General features: G+C 65.4%; 15 protein-coding genes and 1 pseudogene. 7 read left to right on the top strand and 9 right to left on the bottom strand.

Annotated elements, in window-relative coordinates; translation table 11 throughout:
- Positions 1-92: 92 nt before the first annotated feature.
- From A5744_RS04135 to A5744_RS04105, 7 genes and pseudogenes are all read right to left on the bottom strand, one after another.
- Positions 93-1,739: a PPE family protein gene (locus A5744_RS04135; RefSeq protein ID WP_076058637.1), complete on the bottom strand. Its 1,647-nt coding sequence runs from the start codon at positions 1,737-1,739 to the stop codon at positions 93-95.
- A gap of 131 nt (positions 1,740-1,870) precedes the next feature.
- Positions 1,871-3,664 carry an N-acetylglutaminylglutamine synthetase gene (ngg, locus tag A5744_RS04130; RefSeq protein WP_076058634.1) on the bottom strand — a complete coding sequence of 598 codons (1,794 nt, stop codon included), beginning with the start codon at positions 3,662-3,664 and terminating at the stop codon, positions 1,871-1,873.
- Positions 3,661-5,466, bottom strand: coding sequence for an N-acetylglutaminylglutamine amidotransferase (locus tag A5744_RS04125; protein WP_076058744.1), 1,806 nt, complete (start codon positions 5,464-5,466; stop codon positions 3,661-3,663). The genes ngg and A5744_RS04125 overlap by 4 nt, the downstream gene beginning before the upstream one ends.
- A gap of 49 nt (positions 5,467-5,515) precedes the next feature.
- A pseudogene (locus tag A5744_RS04120) lies at positions 5,516-6,180 on the bottom strand (nitroreductase family protein).
- A 31-nt stretch (positions 6,181-6,211) separates the two neighbouring features.
- The gene (locus tag A5744_RS04115; RefSeq protein ID WP_076058633.1) at positions 6,212-6,925 is read right to left on the bottom strand and encodes a 2OG-Fe(II) oxygenase; all 714 of its coding nucleotides are present in this window, start codon (positions 6,923-6,925) and stop codon (positions 6,212-6,214) included.
- Positions 6,925-7,440 (bottom strand): methylated-DNA--[protein]-cysteine S-methyltransferase, encoded by a 516-nt coding sequence (locus tag A5744_RS04110; protein ID WP_346425759.1) that lies wholly within the window; start codon positions 7,438-7,440, stop codon positions 6,925-6,927. Before A5744_RS04110 ends, A5744_RS04115 begins: the two co-directional genes overlap by 1 nt.
- A gap of 49 nt (positions 7,441-7,489) precedes the next feature.
- Positions 7,490-8,173: an alpha/beta fold hydrolase gene (locus A5744_RS04105; RefSeq protein WP_076058740.1), complete on the bottom strand. Its 684-nt coding sequence runs from the start codon at positions 8,171-8,173 to the stop codon at positions 7,490-7,492.
- A gap of 138 nt (positions 8,174-8,311) precedes the next feature.
- Here A5744_RS04105 and A5744_RS04100 point away from each other — a divergent pair, with 138 nt between their 5' ends.
- From A5744_RS04100 to A5744_RS04075, 6 genes are all read left to right on the top strand, one after another.
- On the top strand, positions 8,312-8,815 hold the full coding sequence (locus tag A5744_RS04100; RefSeq protein WP_076058631.1) for an RNA polymerase sigma factor: 504 nt from the start codon (positions 8,312-8,314) through the stop codon (positions 8,813-8,815).
- The gene (locus tag A5744_RS04095; RefSeq protein WP_076058629.1) at positions 8,812-9,411 is read left to right on the top strand and encodes a methylated-DNA--[protein]-cysteine S-methyltransferase; all 600 of its coding nucleotides are present in this window, start codon (positions 8,812-8,814) and stop codon (positions 9,409-9,411) included. Before A5744_RS04100 ends, A5744_RS04095 begins: the two co-directional genes overlap by 4 nt.
- An 89-nt stretch (positions 9,412-9,500) precedes the next feature.
- Entirely contained in the window at positions 9,501-10,442 is a 942-nt protein-coding gene (locus tag A5744_RS04090) for an alpha/beta hydrolase (RefSeq protein ID WP_076058628.1), read from the top strand.
- Positions 10,443-10,587: 145 nt separating this feature from the next.
- The gene (locus tag A5744_RS04085) at positions 10,588-11,196 is read left to right on the top strand and encodes a TetR family transcriptional regulator (protein ID WP_076058626.1); all 609 of its coding nucleotides are present in this window, start codon (positions 10,588-10,590) and stop codon (positions 11,194-11,196) included.
- A gap of 247 nt (positions 11,197-11,443) precedes the next feature.
- Entirely contained in the window at positions 11,444-11,878 is a 435-nt protein-coding gene (locus A5744_RS04080; RefSeq protein ID WP_170874418.1) for an MmpS family transport accessory protein, read from the top strand.
- Entirely contained in the window at positions 11,875-14,784 is a 2,910-nt protein-coding gene (locus tag A5744_RS04075) for an MMPL family transporter (protein WP_076058624.1), read from the top strand. The genes A5744_RS04080 and A5744_RS04075 overlap by 4 nt, the downstream gene beginning before the upstream one ends.
- A gap of 6 nt (positions 14,785-14,790) precedes the next feature.
- Here A5744_RS04075 and A5744_RS04070 read toward each other — a convergent pair whose 3' ends face one another.
- Positions 14,791-15,573 (bottom strand): SDR family oxidoreductase, encoded by a 783-nt coding sequence (locus tag A5744_RS04070; RefSeq protein ID WP_076058623.1) that lies wholly within the window; start codon positions 15,571-15,573, stop codon positions 14,791-14,793.
- A 107-nt stretch (positions 15,574-15,680) separates the two neighbouring features.
- On the opposite strand from A5744_RS04070, the gene A5744_RS04065 reads away from it, so the two are divergent.
- On the top strand, positions 15,681-17,147 hold the full coding sequence (locus tag A5744_RS04065) for a multicopper oxidase domain-containing protein (RefSeq protein WP_240562954.1): 1,467 nt from the start codon (positions 15,681-15,683) through the stop codon (positions 17,145-17,147).
- Here A5744_RS04065 and fdxA read toward each other — a convergent pair.
- A complete protein-coding gene (gene fdxA, locus A5744_RS04060) occupies positions 17,144-17,485 on the bottom strand; it encodes a ferredoxin (RefSeq protein ID WP_076058735.1) in 342 nt (113 codons plus the stop codon). The genes A5744_RS04065 and fdxA overlap by 4 nt on opposite strands.
- Positions 17,486-17,526 lie beyond the last annotated feature (41 nt).

The raw sequence follows: 17,526 nt of genomic DNA, 5'->3' as shown, positions 1-17,526 counted from the left end.
AGCGTAGTCGTCGCGCTACGACTCCCCCGACGCGCCCTTTTCCGCCTGAGACATCGACCTCGATTCGTCAGTGTGACGAATTGTGTTGTGGTTCAGTCCTTTTCCCCGGGACCGTCGTGATCCCACGTATTTGGCAGCATGGGCGCCGTCGGTCCCCCGCCGAACTCGTCGCCGGACAGCGTGGTCAACCCCGTCGGCTCGCTACTGCCCTTCGATAGCGTCCCCGCAAATCCCAAGGGCCCTGCATCGCGCTCCGACGCCGCGGTCGAGACGACCGGTGGCTCGCCCGACGGCGCAGCCCAGACCGGATCAACCTCGACATCCATATCCATGAACTCGTCGTGGTGCCCGCGCTGCTTCGCGGCCTGGCGCCGCCGGGCCCGGACCCGCTCTCGCGCGGCCGCCGCGGAGACCGCCGCAGCGCTATCCGGCTGCGACGCTTGCGTTTTCGCGCTGGAGCTAGCGCTAGCGCTAGCGCCCTGCCCGGAGCCGAAGCCGATGCCGGGAGGCCCGACGGCGTAGGGGGGCATGAAACCCGTCCCGCCCGCGCTTACCGGCGCTGGAGCCGCCGGCGTGGCGACCGTACTCACCGCGGGTGCGGGCGCCGGAGCCGCGCCAGGGGCAACGGCCGGTGCGCCTGCGGTGGGAGCCATCCCGGCAAGCGGCAACGCGGCGGGCGCGGCCGCCACGGGCGGGACCGCCGGTGCGATTGCGGGTGGCGGCGCGCCAGTCAGGGCGGTCGGCTGAGCCAGCTCCGCGAATCCGGCGATGCCGCCCACCGCCCCGACGGGAGCGACCGCCGCGGGGATGAACGGAGAAAAAGCGCTGTAGCCGATCGATGCAAAATCGTCGGGACTCAGGACCAACAAAAACGGATTGCTCAGTGCCGTCGCCGGATCCGCGAGGAACTTATTGATGATGTTCTCGACGAAACCCACCGGATCGGCTGCGAATTCGAAGACGTGGTCGCCGCCGAACCCGAAATACAGGTCCGACAGCAGAGGGAACTGCCCCACGAAGGACTCGACGACCTGCTGCGAGTACCCGATCGGATCCGCCATGAAGGCCGCGATGCTGAAGTTTTGGATCAAGTTCAGGATCGCCGACCCCAGGTCGGACAGGTTCAGTGTGGATGCGTCGTGGGCGAGTTGCTCAGCGGTTTGGACGGCACTGGTCACGGAGTTGAGCCAGGTCGACACCGGGTTCACCACCACCGGCGGCTGCGTGGTCGGTGGAGTCGACGACACCGCCGCGCTAGACATCGCTTCATAAGTGCTCATCGTGGTCGCGGCCTGGATCCACATCCGCACGTAATCGGCCTCGTTGAGGGCAATCGGGATGGTGTTGATCCCAAAGAAGTTGGTCGCCACCAACACAGCGTGGACGATGTGGTTGGTGGCCAGCTCGGCCAGCGTCGGCATGGCCGCCAATGCGGCGGTGTAGGACGTCGCCGCCGTCTCATGCTGAGCGGCAGCCGCAGCGCTGTTGGCGCTGGCCTGCATCAACCACGCCAGATACGGCACGTGGGCGGCCACATATGACTCCGCGGTCGGCCCCTCCCATGCCCCCGCCAGCACACTGGCCAACACCGCGGTGACCTCCTCGGCCACCGAGGCATATTCCGTGCTCAAGGCGCTCCATGCGTCCGCCGCCGCAAGCAATGATGCCGGACCGGGCCCAGCGCTCAGCAGTGCCGAATGCACCTCCGGCGGTGCGGCCATCCATATAGGCGCGGCCATACGCCCAGCCCCCTACCCCCAACGCGTAGGCGGTCAAGTTAGCACAAGCTAACTCGACGTGCAGGCCCCGCTACCCCGCCGAATCGTCACAGTGATGAATTCGCTTGGTGCGCACGGCAATACAAATCACGTCAGTCGCGCGGGTGCTGGGCCTCTTCGGGAGTCCAGGCCAGCGGATTGCCCGGCTGACTGGGAAAGAGATAGTCAAGGAAGGCCGCGGCCGTGGGCTGCGGTTCGTGGTTGGCCAGCCCCGGTCGCTCGTTGGCCTCGATGAAGGCGTATTCGGTGCCGGCGACGTCCGGCACGATGAGGTCAATGCCGGTCACCGGGATACCGATCGCCGCGGCGGCCGCCACCCCGACATGACACAGTTCCGGATTCACCCGGGCGGTGACGTCGTGGATCGTGCCGCCCTGATGCAGGTTGGCGGTGTGGCGAACGCGCAGTCGAGTCCCCTTCGGCAGCACATCGTCGAGCGTCCAACCCGCCTCGGCGACCGTCGCCTCGGTGACCTCGTCGAGCGGGATCCGGGACTCACCGCCGGTGGCCGCGGACCGCCGCCGACTCTCGGCAGCGATCAAGTCCCGCACGGTGTGGTCACCCGTGCCGATGATTTCGGGCGGCATCCGCAGCGCGGCGGCGATCACCCGGCCGTCGATCACCACCAACCGGAGATCGTCGCCGCGCACCCGCTCCTCGATCAGCACCTCGTGGTATTCCGCTAGCGCCCGTCTCAATGCGGCGGTGAGCTCATCGGGACCATCGTCTGCGGTGATGCCGACGGTGATGCCGTTGCCTTGCTCGCCGCGCGTCGGCTTGACGACAACCTCCCCGACCTCGGTCACAAATTCGAAGTCGCTCTTGTCGAACGTGGCTAGCCGAGCGCGAGGCACCGTGATGCCCACTTCGGAGACAAGGCGTCGCGTCAAACGCTTGTCGTCGCAGCGGGCCATCGCGATCGCCGACGTGAACTCCGACAGCGATTCCCGGGTGATCACGGTGCGGCCGCCGTGCGCCAGTCGCATCTCGCCCGTTTCGGCATCTAGGACCTCTACCCAGATGCCGCGGCGCAGCGCCTCGTCGGCGATGATCCGCGCGTAGGGATTGAGGTCCTCGACCGTCTCGGGCGGCGGCGTGAACAGCGGTTCGTTGATCGCGTTCTTCCGCTTGATGGCCAGCACCGGAACTCGTCGAAAGCCCAGCTTCTCGTAAAGCGCTATGGCGCCGGCATTGTCGTGCGCCACCGACAGATCCATGTAGGCGCGACCCTTCCTGCGGAAGTGCTCGGCCAAAGCCCGGGTCAGGGCTTCGCCTATGCCGGGAAGCGCCGCGGCGGGGTCGACGGCCAGTGTCCACAGGCTGGATCCGCGCTCCGGATCCTTGAAGAGCAACTCATGATCGACACCGGTGACGGTGCCCACCACCGCGCCGTCGTTGTCGCGCACCGCGAGTAGATATGTCACCGCCTCCACGTGTTGGTGGTTGTCCCAAATCGTTTCGACGGGCGCGGGAACCATTCCGCAGCGCACGAATACGCGGTTCATCGCGTCGGCATCGTCCGGATCGTTCAGCGTACGGACGGTGACGCCGAGCGGTGAGGGTGTCAAGTCTTCCTGATCGGATTCGCCGAAGCGCAGCCGATAGGTGTGGCTGGGATCGATAAAGAGCTCGCTCGGGGATCCCGCGACCACGACGTGAGACTCGTGGGCGTAGATGCAGATGTCCCGCCGCCCCGGCGCTTCCCGTCGCAACGTCTCGGTCAGCTTACCGGCATCGACGAAAGTCTGGCCGAAAATCAGCCGCCCCCAGCCCAATTCGAGCTCGACGTCCTCGGCCATCGCCTTCGCCAGGTGGTCCGGCGACGCATCGTGCAGGCTGAGCGTGATCGCCTCGGGATTCTCCTCCGACGGTTCGATGGCGGTCACGCCGCAGATCCCGTCACACCGTGGCGCTGCAGCCAGAGTTCGAGCAGCGCGATCTGCCAGAGCTCATTGCCGCGCAGTGGGGTCAGCTTGCCGTTGGGGTCGGCCAGGAGCGCATCGACCGCGTCTGTGTCGAATAGCCCGCGTTCCTTGGCCTCAGGCGAATACAGTGCATTGCGAACCAAGTCGAGGTACGGGCCTTCCAAGTGAGTCAGGGCGGGCACCGGGAAATACCCCTTCGGCCGATCGATGACTTCCGACGGGATTACCCGCCGCGCGGCCTCTTTGAGAACTCCTTTGCCGCCTTGAGCGATCTTCAGCTCCGGCGGGCAGGTCGCCGCGAGCTCGACCAACTCGTGGTCTAGGAAGGGAACCCGGCCCTCCAACCCCCAGGCCATCGTCATGTTGTCCACCCGTTTGACCGGGTCGTCCACCAACATCACCGTCGTATCCAGCCGGAGCGCACGGTCGACGCCGGTATCGGCATTGGCCTGCGCGAAATGCTCGGTGACAAAACGCACGCTGGGATCACCCGGGGCCGCGTTGCCTGGCCCGAGAAGCGCCGCAACGCCTTCCGCATCGCGATCGAAGAAGGCACCGCGATATTGCGCGACCGCGCCATCCAGGGTGGCCGCGGCGGGTGACTGCATCGGCGGGTACCAGTGATAGCCGGCGAACACCTCGTCGGCGCCCTGACCCGACTGCACGACCTTGACATGACGGGACACTTCCTGGCTGAGCAGGTAGAAGGCGACGCAGTCGTGGCTGACCATCGGCTCGCTCATCGCGGCGATCGCCCCGTCGAGCGCGGGCAGCATGCGGTCCGTCCCGATGCGGATCTGATGATGGTCGGTTTCGAAACGTTCGGCGATGATGTCCGACCAGCGAAACTCGTCACCCTGGACGCCGCCGGCGGATTCGAAGCCGATGGAAAAGGTGGACAGGCCGTGCTGCCCGGCTTCGGCGAGCAGCCCGACGATCAGGCTGGAGTCGACACCGCCGGACAGCAGGCAGCCGACCGGCACGTCAGCGACGAGGCGGCGCTTGACCGCGACCCGCAGTGAGGACAGCACGGCGTCCTCCCAGTCGCGTTCGGACCAGTCCGCGCGGTCGGCTCGCCTCGTGAAGTCCGGCGTCCAGTACGTGGTGGTAGTGCGTTTGCCGTCGGGCTCGATGGCCACGAGCGACGCGGGCGGGACCTTGCGAACTCCACGCAGGATGGTCAGCGGTGCCGGCACGACGGAATGAAACGTCATGTAGTGGTGCAGCGCGACGGGGTCGATCCTGGTGTCCACGCCGCCGCCGGCAAGCAACGCCGGCAAAGTCGACGCGAAGCGGATCCGGTGATCGTCTTCGGTCAGGTATAGAGGCTTGATCCCGAGCCGGTCGCGACCTAACAACACCCGGCCGCTGTCTCGTTCAACGATGGCGAATGCGAACATCCCCATCAGGTGGCTCACGAAGTCGTCGCCCCAGCGGTGGTAGGCCTTGATCAGCACCTCGGTGTCGCTGTGGGAAAAGAAGCGGTAGCCGTAACCCTCGAGTTCGCGACGGAGCTCCTTGTAGTTGTAGATGCAGCCGTTCCAGGCCAGCGCCAGGCCCAGGTCGGAATCGACCATCGGTTGGGCGCCGTGCTCGGTCAGATCGATGATTCTGAGGCGACGATGACCTAGGGCAACCCGCCCTTGTGACCAGGCACCCGCCCCGTCCGGCCCTCGCGGCGCCATGACCTCAGCCATCGCTGCTACCGCCGCTACATCTGGGACGCGGCCGTCGAGTCGCACCTCACCGGTGGCTCCACACATCCGTTCAAGCGTACCGAGAGCCATTCCGGCGCGCGCACGCCGCCTTGTTTCAGCAAGCGAACGGCGGGCCATCGAAGCGCTCGCGGGTAGCGAACTCGGCGACGGGCCGTCGCCGCAGCTTCGTGACTTCGCGCACCGGCTTGCCCAGCGGCAGGATCGCAGCGATGGCGAACGTGTCGGGCACACCGAGAAGCTCTTTGACGCGTGGTTCCTCGGCCACGGCCATCGTCGTGAGCACACCGCCGTAACCCTCGTTGCGCGCGGCCAGCAACACGTTCCACACGAACGGGTACACCGACGCCCCGGGTACGACGGCGATGCGATCGAGGTCTTGATCGGTTGCGGCGACGACGGCGAGATCCAGGCAGATCACCAGCGTCACGGGCGCTTTGCGCAGCGGGGCCGACATCTGCGGCGGCGGCTCGGTCGCCTCGATCGTTGATCGGTCTATGGCGCTGGGCTGCAACGGATTCCACGGTGATTCGCCCTTGGCGAGCTGGGCGGTATAGCGGCGGGCGGCGGTAAGCCCCGGTCCGCCAATGCCGACCGGGTGTACCGATCGCGAAGCACGATGACGCGTACGCCCTGGCGATTGCCGCCCGTCGGCGCGAAGCGGGCACTGTCGAGTATCCGTTCGAGAATGTCGTCGGGCAGCGGGTCGTCGGTGAATTCGCGCACCGCGGGCGTCGTGCGCATGACGTCGTAAAGCTCCATGAGCATCATGGTGCCCGAAACGAAGCGCCTTTCAGGCGGCGTCGTGAAAGATCAACCCGAGGGTGTAGCGCTCGCCGGAGCGGACCGCCGACACTCCGTGGCGGACCGGGGCGGCCGACCATCCGCGCGTCGAGCGGACCGGTCGTTCTCTAGTGGTGAAGATGTAGCCGTGGCCGTGCGGCAGCGTAGTGGCCGTGCCGCGTGACTGCGCCCGAGGCCGCTGCTCGACGAGCAGGAATTCGCCACCCGTGTGCGTCGCGCCCGGCTCGCTGAGGTTGATGACGACCTGCAGCGGAAAGACCAGGTCTCCGTAGAGGTCTCGGTGCAGGGCATTCCAGTCCCCGGGCCCGTACTTGAGCATCAGAGCAGTGGGCTTGGTTTGGCCGGCGCGATGGCACATGTCCAACCATTCGTCGAGGGTGTCGGGCCACGGGGCTTCGCGACGCAGTTTGGTCCACCAGTCGCGGGCGATGGGCAGCAGCCGGGGGTAGAGAGCTTGCTTCAGCGCTTCGATCGGGTGTGGGTAGGGCTGTTGAAAGTAGCGATATTCGCCTTGCCCATAGCGGTGACGACCCATGTCGATCGTCGCGCGAAAGAGGCTGTCGTCGGGGTAGAGCTCACGGACCTTGCCACACTCGCGTGGGGTCAGCAGCCGTGGGAGCAGTGCGCCGCCGACATCGTCCATCTCCGCGGCGACCGCGTCCCAGTCGGCGCCGTCGACGCGCCGGCACCACGTCGACGGCATCAAAACAACCTGCCGGCCGCCGCGGGCGTCGGCTCCTCGAGATCCAGCAGGAATCGCTTGCGCTTCAGGCCGCCAGCGTAACCGGTTAGGGCGCCGTTCTTTCCGACGACGCGGTGGCAGGGCACCACGATGCTGAGCGGGTTGCGCCCGACGGCTTGGCCGACGTCGTATGCGGTGGTGCCGTCGGCCAATTTGGCAGCCAACTCACCGTAGGTGGCGGTCTGGCCATAGGCGATGCCGGGCAGCAGGTCCCAGATTCGCCGGTCGTTCGGGGCGCCTGTCGCTACGACGGGAAGATCGAACTCGATCCGCTTCCCGGCGAGGTATTCGTCGAGCTGGTTTTTGGTGCGGTCGAACAACTCGTCGGCGGTTGCCTCGACGTAGCTGCCCAGCGTGTCTGTCGTGGGCGGGTGCCAGTGCTGCCGGAAATACACACCGGTCAGGGCGTCGCGGTCGGCGACGAGTGTCAGCTCGCCCAGCGGACTGTCGATCACCGTGTGTCGTGTTGTCATCATTTTCCCTCCTTCTGGGTAAACGACGACCGAGCCGAAAGCGTGAGATCGATCAACGACCGTGTATCGCTGCGATCCGGGCGGCGACCTCGCCGGCCACATCGTGAGCCACTCCGCCCTCCGCCGGCTCGTAGCGATCGGCGAGCGGGTCGTACACCGCGCCGGCGATCGACCCATGATCGGCTTCCAGCTCCACCAAATCCACCAGCCAGCCGATCCGTTCGAGGCCGTCGGCGAAGGCCTTGCTCGCTGCCACCGGCACCGCGTCGTCGGCGAGGCCGTGCAACAACGTAAACGGCGCGCCGACACGCGCAGAAGGAGCAGAAGGAAATGCATCGGTGAGGGTCTTGCCCGAAATGGGATCGGGGACCATGAAAGCGCCTGCGAGGCAAACCGTATGGGCGACAACGATTTCGAACCGTTCGGCGTCGAGCGTCAGGGCCGCCGCGGCCGCGCCTCCTAAAGACCACCCGACAAGCACGATGCCGCCCGTGTCGCTGGCTCGCTGCCGGACGAAGTCCACCGATCGCAACAAGTCCGCGCGGCCGCCGTCGTGCGCATGGGAGTTCCAATCCGGGACGACCACCGCAACGCCGTGGCCGGCGAGCAAACCGGCAAGGGGCCGTACAACAGTGCGCGCATCGGACTGCATGCCGTGCCACAGCAAGACCGCGGGTTGCGTCGCGTCGCCGTAAACATCGGCCAATCGTTCCGGGGCGTACTCGACCGTCTGCACGGACACCAGGGTGCCCAGGCGCGGCGGATCCAATCGTTTCTCACATTCCGTGGCACGCCGACGTCTTCATAGTTGAGTTGTTTAATCCGTACGGAGGAGCGCGAATGCATACCCGAGCCCGCCGGTGATGTCGGGGTGATGTCCCGCCGGCATCCGAAGCCGCCGTTCGAGGCCGTTGTGGCACGGCACGGCGCCACGGTGCTGCGCGTGGTTCGCGCGGTGGTCGGCCACAGCGACGCCGATGACGCATGGTCGGACACCTTCCTGGCCGCCTTGAAGGCCTACCCGCGGCTGCCGCCCGAGGCCAACATCGAGGCGTGGCTGGTGACGATCGCGCATCGCAAGGCCATCGACATCACCCGCACAGCATCACGCCGGGCCGTCCCGGTCGCCGACCCGCCCGATGTCCCCGCCCCCGAGCGGGCAGATAGCCACGACCTCGACCTGGACGCCGCGGTCGGCGCGCTACCACCCAAACAACGCCAGGCGGTGGCCTACCACTACCTGGCCGGCCTTCCTTATGCGGAGATCGCGCTGATCCTCGACACCAGCGAGGCCGCCGCTCGGCGCGCCGCCGCCGACGGGATCGCCACACTGCGACGCACCTATCCGCTTCTCGACACAGCAAGGAAAAATCGATGACCACACCAAGCCTGTCCCGGCACTTCCCCGTTGACCCGGCTCATCTCAAGCGGCTGCACGCGCGCCTGGAAAGGGACGCCCAGAACGGCGATCTACTCGACATCGCCTATCGCACAGTGGATTCCGCGCTCGGCCCGCTGCTGTTGGCGGCGACCCCACTCGGCTTGCTGCGGGTCGCATTCGCCAACGAAAGTCCCGACGCCGTGCTGCAGAACCTCTCCGCGCGCATCAGCCCGCGAGTGCTCGAGGCGCCCGCGCGGCTGGATCCGGTTGCGCGGCAACTCGAGGAATTCTTCGCCGGCCGGCGCCGAAGCTTCGACGTCGCGCTGGACTGGTCGCTGTCGCAGGGATTTCGGCGCACGGTGCTGGAACGCCTCAACGCCGACATCGGCTACGGCACCACCACCAGCTATGCCACGCTGGCCCGGCTGTCCGGCTCTCCCAAGGCGGTGCGCGCCGTCGGCACCGCGTGCGCGACGAACCCGATCCCGATCGTCGTGCCGTGCCACCGGGTGATCCGATCCGACGGAGCCGTCGGTGCGTACCGCGGTGGGCCCGACGCCAAGCGCGTTCTGCTCGACCTCGAGCGGCCCTGACGGCTGCGCCGTCCCTGGCGAATTCCTGCATCGAGGCTGTTTCCGCTGTGTATGGTCAACGTGGCCTGGCACCGGAGCAGAGGGCATCCATGGCAAGAAGATCGTCCGACAAACCCTTCACGTCACGGCGAGCGTTGGATCCCGGCTTGCGCAAGGTGGCCCCCTTCTTGCCCCGGGGGTATGCCCTGCACCGCGGCTACAGAGTCCAGCGGGCGCTGATGCTGCTGATGGGCAACGCGGGCCGACTCCGCAACATACCGGTGGTCGCGGTCGACGAACACGTCAAGGTCCGCCTCCATCGACCGACGGGCCTTCCCGATCGGGCGCCGGCGCTGCTGTGGATCCACGGCGGCGGCACGATCATGGGGACCGCCGTGCAGGACGACAAGTACTGCCGCAAGCTGTCCCGCCTCACCGGTGTCGCGGTGGCGGCGGTCGAATATCGACTCGCTCCCGAACATCCGTATCCCACACCGGTGGAAGACTGCTATGCGGCGCTGCGGTGGCTGGCGCGCCAGCCATGGGTGGACCCCGATCGCGTCGCCGTCGGCGGGGCAAGTGCCGGTGGACATTTCGCGGCCGCGGTGGCACAGCGTGCGCACGATCGCGGCGACGTCAAACTCGCGTACCAGATGCTCGTCTATCCGATGCTCGACGATCGCACGGGCACCACACGCGACGGTCTGAAGCGGATCATGTGGACCGAATCCGACAACCAGTTGGCCTGGCGCTGGTACCTCGACGGCGCGGACCCGAAGGAGGCGGTGCCGGCGCGCCGGGAAGATTTGACCGGCCTGCCGCCGGCGTGGATCGGTGTCGGGACGCTGGACCTGTTCTATCAGGAGTGTCTCGAGTACGCGCGACGCTTACGCGAGGCGGGTGTCAGCGTCCACGAGGAGATCGTCCCGGGCGCATTTCATGCGTTCGACCAGATCGCGGACAAGGCTCCGATATCGGTGAACTTCTTCGCCAGCCAACGCGATCACCTATGGGCCGCCCTCGCCGCGCCCACCGGAAACCTGTCCCCCTGACATCGAATCGCATTGCCGTTGAATGGTTTTCGGTGATGCCGGCGGCCGGGAGCCCGTGCGGTGCCGGCAGGGCCGTCAGCGGTCCAGCCGAATTCACTGGGCGCCAGTTGACTGCAAAGTGTGCAGAACGTGCAACTATAGGGTTATGACCAATCAGGTGGGTCTGCGCGAGCGCCGTCGCCGCCAGACCAGCGCGGACATCCGCGACGCCGCGGTGCGCCTGGCACAAGAACGCGGCTTCGACAAGGTGACCATCGAGGAAATCTGCGTCGAAGCCGGACTGTCGACGCGCACGTTCTTCAACTACTTCCCGAACAAGGAGTCCGCGATCGCCTATGGGCCCTCGGACCTCCCGCCCGAGCTGGCCGCGGACTTCGTCGCCGCCGGACCCGCCCCCTACTCGGTGGTGTTGGCGGAGCTGATCGCCCTGGCCGCGCATCATCTCCGTGACACGCCGCCACGGCGCGAGCAGGCCACCGGCATGCTCGAACTCGCCAAGACCTCCCCCGCGGTGCTGGCGGCATTCCTGGCCGAGCTGGAGCGATTCCAGAACCAATTGACCGACATCATCGTCCGCCGCCAGGCGATGCGTCCCGACGACGAGATGGCCGCCCTGATCTCCGCGCTGGCGTTGACGGCCGTGCGTTCGGGCATCGAGAAGTGGGCAAGCGGGAAGCCGAAAGACCCCGACGACACGCCGATGCCCTATGTGGAGCGGGCCGCGGCGCTGGTCAACAGCATCTTCACGAAGTGATCTGAAACACCGCACCTGAATATTGCATGATGTGCAAGATATGCACATCATGTACTATGCTCTGGTTGCGGTACTCGAGAAGGCCTCCGCAATGCGAGGTGGGGGTCGATGCGCACGAATCACGCCAATCGCCGAATTTCATTGCTGGGCGGTGTAAATCGCGCGCCCACCCGGCCACGATTCCGCCCGGGGGGAACGTTCTCGCCGACCACATCACCGTCGCGCGGTAAGGAAGGGAATCACCCAAGTGCAGACGTCAAAGGCTCTGCGAAATGCGTGGTTGCCGCTGTTGATTGTGGCCGTCGTGGTTGTCGGCGGCTTTGCGGTGGTCCGGGTCAAGTCGTTTTTCGGCGCCCACGACACCGGCGTGATGACAAGCCCGCGGCTCGATGATTCCAAGCCGTTCAAGCCCAAGGTCGTCAAGTACGAGGTCTTCGGTTCGGCAAGCCACGCGAACGTGAACTACCTGGATCTCAACGCCGACCCGACGCGGGTCGACGCCGCGCCGCTCCCCTGGACGCTGGTCCTGAGCACTACCGCCCCTTCGGTCTTCCCGAACCTCTCAGCCCAAAGCGACGGCGACTACCTCGGGTGCCGCATCACCATCGACGACGAAGTCAAGGACGAGAAAACAGTTAACGGCGTTCACGCCCTGACCTTCTGCTTGGTGAAATCCGCATGAGCACAACCACTGAAGACACGGCCGACGCCCGCACCGATGTCATCCCCGTCGCGAAACACAAAGCGCGACCGTCGATCCCGCGGATCATCCGAAAGTTCGGCATACCCATCATCCTGGGTTGGATCGCTCTCATCGGTGTGCTCAACGTAGCCGTGCCCCAGTTGGACGAGGTCGGCAAAATGCGCTCGGTGTCGATGGCTCCCGACGACGCCCAGTCCGTCGTCGCGACCAAGCGTATGGGCGCGGTGTTCAACGAGTACAAATCCAACAGCTCGGTGATGATCGTCTTGGAGGGCCAACAGCCACTGGGTGCCGACGCCCACACTTATTACGACCAGATCGTCAAAAAGCTCGACGCCGACACGAAACACGTTGAGCACGTTCAAGATATGTGGAGCGATCCGCTGACCGGCGCCGGTGCCCAGAGCAACGACGGCAAGGCCGCCTACGTTCAGGTCTACCTCGCCGGTAACCAGGGCGAAGCCTTGGCCAACGAATCGGTCGAGGCCGTGCAAGACATCGTCAAGAGCGTCCCCCCGCCCCACGGGGTAAAGGCCTACGTCACCGGGCCTGCGGCGCTGTCGGCGGATCAGCACGTGGCCGGCGACCGCAGCCTGCAAGTCATCACCGCTGCCACGTTCACGGTGATCATCGCGATGCTGCTGTTGGTCTATCGGTCGATCGTCACGGTGCTGCTCACGCTGGTGATGGTGGTGCTCGAGCTCTCGGCCGCGCGCGGAATGGTCGCTTTCCTGGGTTACTTCAAGATCATCGGGCTCTCCACGTTCGCCACCAACCTGTTGGTCACGTTGGCCATCGCTGCGGCCACCGACTACGCGATCTTTCTTATAGGTCGATATCAGGAGGCCCGATCCCTCGGCGAGTCGCGAGAAGACGCCTACTACAACATGTTCGGCGGTACCGCACATGTCGTGCTGGGCTCGGGATTGACCATCGCCGGCGCGACGTTCTGCCTGCACTTCACGAACCTGCCGTATTTCCAGACGCTGGGCATCCCGTTGGCCATCGGCATGGTGGTCGTGGTGGCGGCGGCGTTGACGCTGGGCCCAGCGGTCATCTCGGTGGCAACCCGGTTCGGCAAGACGCTGGAACCCCGCAGAACGCAACGGATTCGCGGGTGGCGCAAGGTCGGCGCGCTCGTCGTCCGCTGGCCCGGACCAATCCTGGTGATGACGATCGGAGTGGCGCTCGTCGGCCTGCTGACCCTGCCGGGATACCGCACCAACTACAACGACCGCACCTACCTGCCCACCGATCTACCCGCCAACGAGGGATACGCGGCGGCGGATCGCCACTTCTCGCAGGCGCGGATGAATCCCGAGGTGCTGATGATCGAAAGCGATCACGATCTGCGTAACTCGGCGGACTTCCTGGTCATCGACAAGATTGCCAAGTCGGTCTTCCGGGTGCCGGGAATCGGCCGCGTGCAAGCCATTACACGGCCGCAGGGCACGCCGATCGAGCACACCTCGATCCCCTTTCAGATCAGCATGCAGGCCGTCACCCAGCAGATGAACCAGAAGTATCAGGCGGACCAGATGGCCGACATGCTGCGCCAGGCCGACATGATGCAGTCGACCATCGACAGCATGGTCAAGATGCAGAGCATCACCGTGCAGATGTCCAACGATATGCATGTGATGGTGCAAAAGATGCACGACATGACCATCGACATCGAAGACCTACGGAACAAGATGGCCGATTTCGAGGACTTCTTCCGGCCCATCCGTAGCTACTTCTACTGGGAAAAGCATTGCTACGACATCCCGGTGTGCTGGTCGCTGCGTTCGGTCTTCGACGCCCTCGACGGGATCGACACGATGACCGACGACATCCAGAGCCTGCTGCCCGTCATGGATCACCTCGACACGCTGATGCCGCAGATGGTGGCGTTGATGCCCTCGATGATCGACAACATGAAGGCCATGAAAACCACGATGCTGACCATGTATTCGACCCAGAAGGGTCTGCAGGACCAGCAGAACGAGGCGCAGAAGAACTCCAACGCCATGGGCAAGGCTTTCGACGCGTCCAAGAATGACGACTCGTTCTATCTGCCGCCGGAGACGTTCAACAACGCCGAGTTCAAGAAGGGCATGAAGAACTTCCTCTCCCCCGACGGCCATGCCGTGCGTTTCATCATCAGCCATGACGGCGATCCGATGTCGCAGGAAGGCATTTCGCACATCGGTGCCATCAAGAAGGCCGCCTACGAGGCGCTCAAGGGCACCCCGTTGGAGGGCTCGAAGATCTACCTCGCCGGCACGGCTTCGATGTACAAGGACCTCAGTGACGGCAACACCTACGACCTGTTGATCGCCGGAATCGCCTCGCTGTGCCTGATTTTCATCATCATGCTCATCATCACGCGAGGCGTGGTGGCGTCGGCGGTCATCGTGGGCACCGTCCTGCTTTCACTGGGCGCGTCGTTCGGGCTGTCGGTGCTGATCTGGCAGCACCTGATCGGGATTGAGCTGCACTGGATGGTGCTCGCGATGTCGGTCATCATCCTGCTTGCCGTGGGCGCCGACTACAACCTGCTATTGGTGGCGCGGTTCAAGGAGGAGATCCACGCCGGGCTGAACACCGGCATCATCCGATCCATGGGCGGAACCGGTTCGGTGGTCACCTCGGCGGGATTGGTGTTCGCCTTCACGATGATGACCATGGCGGTCAGTGAGCTCACCGTCATCGGACAGGTCGGCACCACCATCGGCCTCGGTCTGCTCTTCGACACCCTGATCGTCCGGTCGCTGATGACGCCGTCCATTGCCGCACTACTGGGCAAGTGGTTCTGGTGGCCGCAACGCGTTCGCCAACGCCCCGTCCCCTCACCGTGGCCCACCCCGGCCAAGAAAGCCGAAGAATCCCTGACCAACGCGTGACGCGGACTAGGTGACCCACTCGGGTTGGTCGGCCACGTCGATTGCCGAGAAGTCCTTGTGGCCCAAGCCGGCCATGGTGCCTCCGTCGACGACGAACTCCGATCCGGTCGAATAGCTGGATTCGTCGCTGGCCAGATAGACCACGAGGTTGGAGACCTCCGCGGGGTCCGCGGCGCGGCCCAACGCGGTTTGGAAGATGTCGTCGGGAACCCATTGCGTCATCGGTGTCTTGATGAGTCCGGGGTGAATCGAGTTGACTCGGATGCCGTTGAGCCCCAATTCCATTGCCGCGGACTTCGTGAGCCCGCGGACACCGAACTTGCTCGCGGTGTAGCCGTGGCACGCCATGGTGCCGGCCATTCCCTCGATCGAGGAGATGTTGATGATCGATCCTCGGCCCGCTTCCTTCATCGGTTTCACCACCGCGCGGATGCCGAGAAACACCCCGGTCAGGTTCACGTCCAGGATCTTTTGCCACTCGGAGAGCTCGTAGTCCTCGAAGGTGCCGACGTTGAGGATGCCCGCGTTGTTCACCAGCACGTCGATACCGCCGAACTCGTCGATGGCGGTGGCCACCGCCGCCTCCCATTGTTCGGGCTTGGTGACGTCGAGATGCACATAGCGGACCGCGTCACCGAGTTCCGCCGCGACGGCCTTGCCCTCGTCGTCCAGGATGTCGCCGAACACCACCCTGGCGCCCTCGGCCGTCATCGCCCGCACGTGCGAGGCGCCCATCCCCCGCGCACCGCCACTCACGAGTGCGACCTTGCCCGCCAACCGTTCAGCCACTTCGATTCTCCTGTCGTGTCGGTACTCGCACCATACATAGGCGTATTGGTGGATGACCAGGCTCTCGTCGGGCTGTCCGGCGGATGCGATGCGCTACCGTTTGAGCTGTGCTGGACCGGCGCGGCTTCCTGATGCGCGGCGCAGCCGCGGCGGCGCTTGCGGCCACCGGTTCGGCTGCCACGGCGGCGGGATGCGACCGGCAGGGGCCGCCCGCAAAGGCCGATTACACGCTTCGCGTCGGACGGGGTCTGGTGGAGCTGGCGCCCGATCGGGTGGTATCCACCACCCTCTACAACGGCCAGTTCCCCGGACCATTACTACGGCTCACCGAAGGCAGACCCGTCGTCGTGGATGTCCACAACGACACCGACACCCCCGAACAACTGCACTGGCATGGCCAGACGCTGCCCGTCGACGTCGACGGCTCCGCTGAGGAAGGCACCCCGTATATCCCTGCGCACGGGATGCGCCGACTGTCGTTCACTCCGGGGCCGTCCGGGTTCCGCTTCTACCACACCCATCTCGTTCCCGGAGCGGACCTGAGCCTGGGCCAGTACAACGGCTTGGCCGGGCCGGTCTACATCGAACCAAAATACAATCCGGGTGCCTACGACCAAGAAGTATTTCTCACCCTCAAGGAGTTCGAGCCCGCCCTCAGCAGGGGCGGCGACATGGCTACCAATTTCCTGGCCGGCCAACCGATCCCAGAGCTGCGCGGCATGGGCGAAGCGGCAATGGCCGCGTCCCTAGCCTCCGGAAAACCACACGGATTCGAAGTTGGCTACCGATCGTTCGCGATCAACGGCCGCATGCTCGGCCACGGCGAACCGATCAAAGTCAAGCAGGGCCAACGAATACTGCTGCATGTCCTCAACGCCAGCGCCACCGAGAACCGCAGCCTCGCGCTGCCCGGGCATACGTTTACCGTCGTGGCCCTCGACGGCAACCCCCTCCCCAAACCGGTTGCGGTGCCGGTGCTGTGGCTCGGCGCGGCGGAACGGATCTCGGCAATCGTCAACATGGACAGCCCCGGGAAGTGGGTGCTCGGCGACCTGTCCGACGACGATCGCGGCAACGGCATGGGCACGGTCATCGAATACGCGGACAGCACCGGCGACCCGCAGTGGGCGCCGCCGCCTCCGTTCACGTGGGACTATCGACTCTTCACCCAGCCTGATGCGAGGGCGGCCCCACCCGACCACACAATCGAGCTGCTGATCGGCAAACGTAACGCGGAGCGCGACGGCTTCAACGAGTGGACGCTCAATGGCGCACCGTTCGATATGCGCACGGGCACACCGCAGTTCGAGCTGAAGCTCGGTGCACGATGCCGGCTGCGGCTACGCAACGGCACCGACGATGTGCACCCCATCCACCTGCACCGGCACACCTTCGAAATCACCAACACCGCCGGGACGGCCACCGCAGGGCTGCACAAAGACGTCGCCATGGTCGGCGGCTATCAAGCCATCGACCTCGACTTCACCGCCAACCAACCCGGCCTGTCTCTGCTGCACTGCCACCAACAGCTGCACATGGACTTCGGCTTCATGGCGCTGCTGCATGCCGTTTAGCGCATCTTCGGCATGGCGGCGATCAACGGTGTGTCAACGCCCGTCGGGCCCACGTTGGTTGCGCCGCCTGGCGAACCCAGCGGGCCGTCGCGGCCGACGAGCGGTTCACTGAAAAACGCGGCATTGTCGTCCAGGTGCTGCCGCTCGTCATCGGGCAGATCGCCCTCCCAGTAGATCGCTCCCACGCGACATATCGACTTGCAGGCGCCACAGTCGACGCACTCGTCGGGGTTGATGTACATCGTTCGCGCGCCCTGGTAGATGCAATCGACCGGGCATTCCTGAACACAGGACTTGTCCATCTCGTCGACGCATGCTCTGCCGATCACGTAGGTCATGAACAGCAGGCTAGGCCAACAGCGGCGGGGCTTGCGCCTGC

Source organism: Mycobacterium sp. IS-1264, assembly GCF_001954195.1.
Classification (GTDB): domain Bacteria; phylum Actinomycetota; class Actinomycetes; order Mycobacteriales; family Mycobacteriaceae; genus Mycobacterium.
This window is presented reverse-complemented; position numbering and strand designations above follow the sequence as displayed.

What these genes read in the sequence shown, in the direction of transcription:
- A5744_RS04135 (WP_076058637.1), bottom strand. Translation starts at nt 1,739, where the DNA reads ATGGCCGCGCCTATATGGATGGCCGCACCGCCGGAGGTGCATTCGGCA.
- A5744_RS04125 (WP_076058744.1), bottom strand. Translation starts at nt 5,466, where the DNA reads ATGTGTGGAGCCACCGGTGAGGTGCGACTCGACGGCCGCGTCCCAGAT.
- A5744_RS04115 (WP_076058633.1), bottom strand. Translation starts at nt 6,925, where the DNA reads ATGCCGTCGACGTGGTGCCGGCGCGTCGACGGCGCCGACTGGGACGCG.
- A5744_RS04110 (WP_346425759.1), bottom strand. Translation starts at nt 7,440, where the DNA reads ATGATGACAACACGACACACGGTGATCGACAGTCCGCTGGGCGAGCTG.
- A5744_RS04100 (WP_076058631.1), top strand. Translation starts at nt 8,312, where the DNA reads ATGTCCCGCCGGCATCCGAAGCCGCCGTTCGAGGCCGTTGTGGCACGG.
- A5744_RS04095 (WP_076058629.1), top strand. Translation starts at nt 8,812, where the DNA reads ATGACCACACCAAGCCTGTCCCGGCACTTCCCCGTTGACCCGGCTCAT.
- A5744_RS04090 (WP_076058628.1), top strand. Translation starts at nt 9,501, where the DNA reads ATGGCAAGAAGATCGTCCGACAAACCCTTCACGTCACGGCGAGCGTTG.
- A5744_RS04085 (WP_076058626.1), top strand. Translation starts at nt 10,588, where the DNA reads ATGACCAATCAGGTGGGTCTGCGCGAGCGCCGTCGCCGCCAGACCAGC.
- A5744_RS04075 (WP_076058624.1), top strand. Translation starts at nt 11,875, where the DNA reads ATGAGCACAACCACTGAAGACACGGCCGACGCCCGCACCGATGTCATC.
- fdxA (WP_076058735.1), bottom strand. Translation starts at nt 17,485, where the DNA reads ATGACCTACGTGATCGGCAGAGCATGCGTCGACGAGATGGACAAGTCC.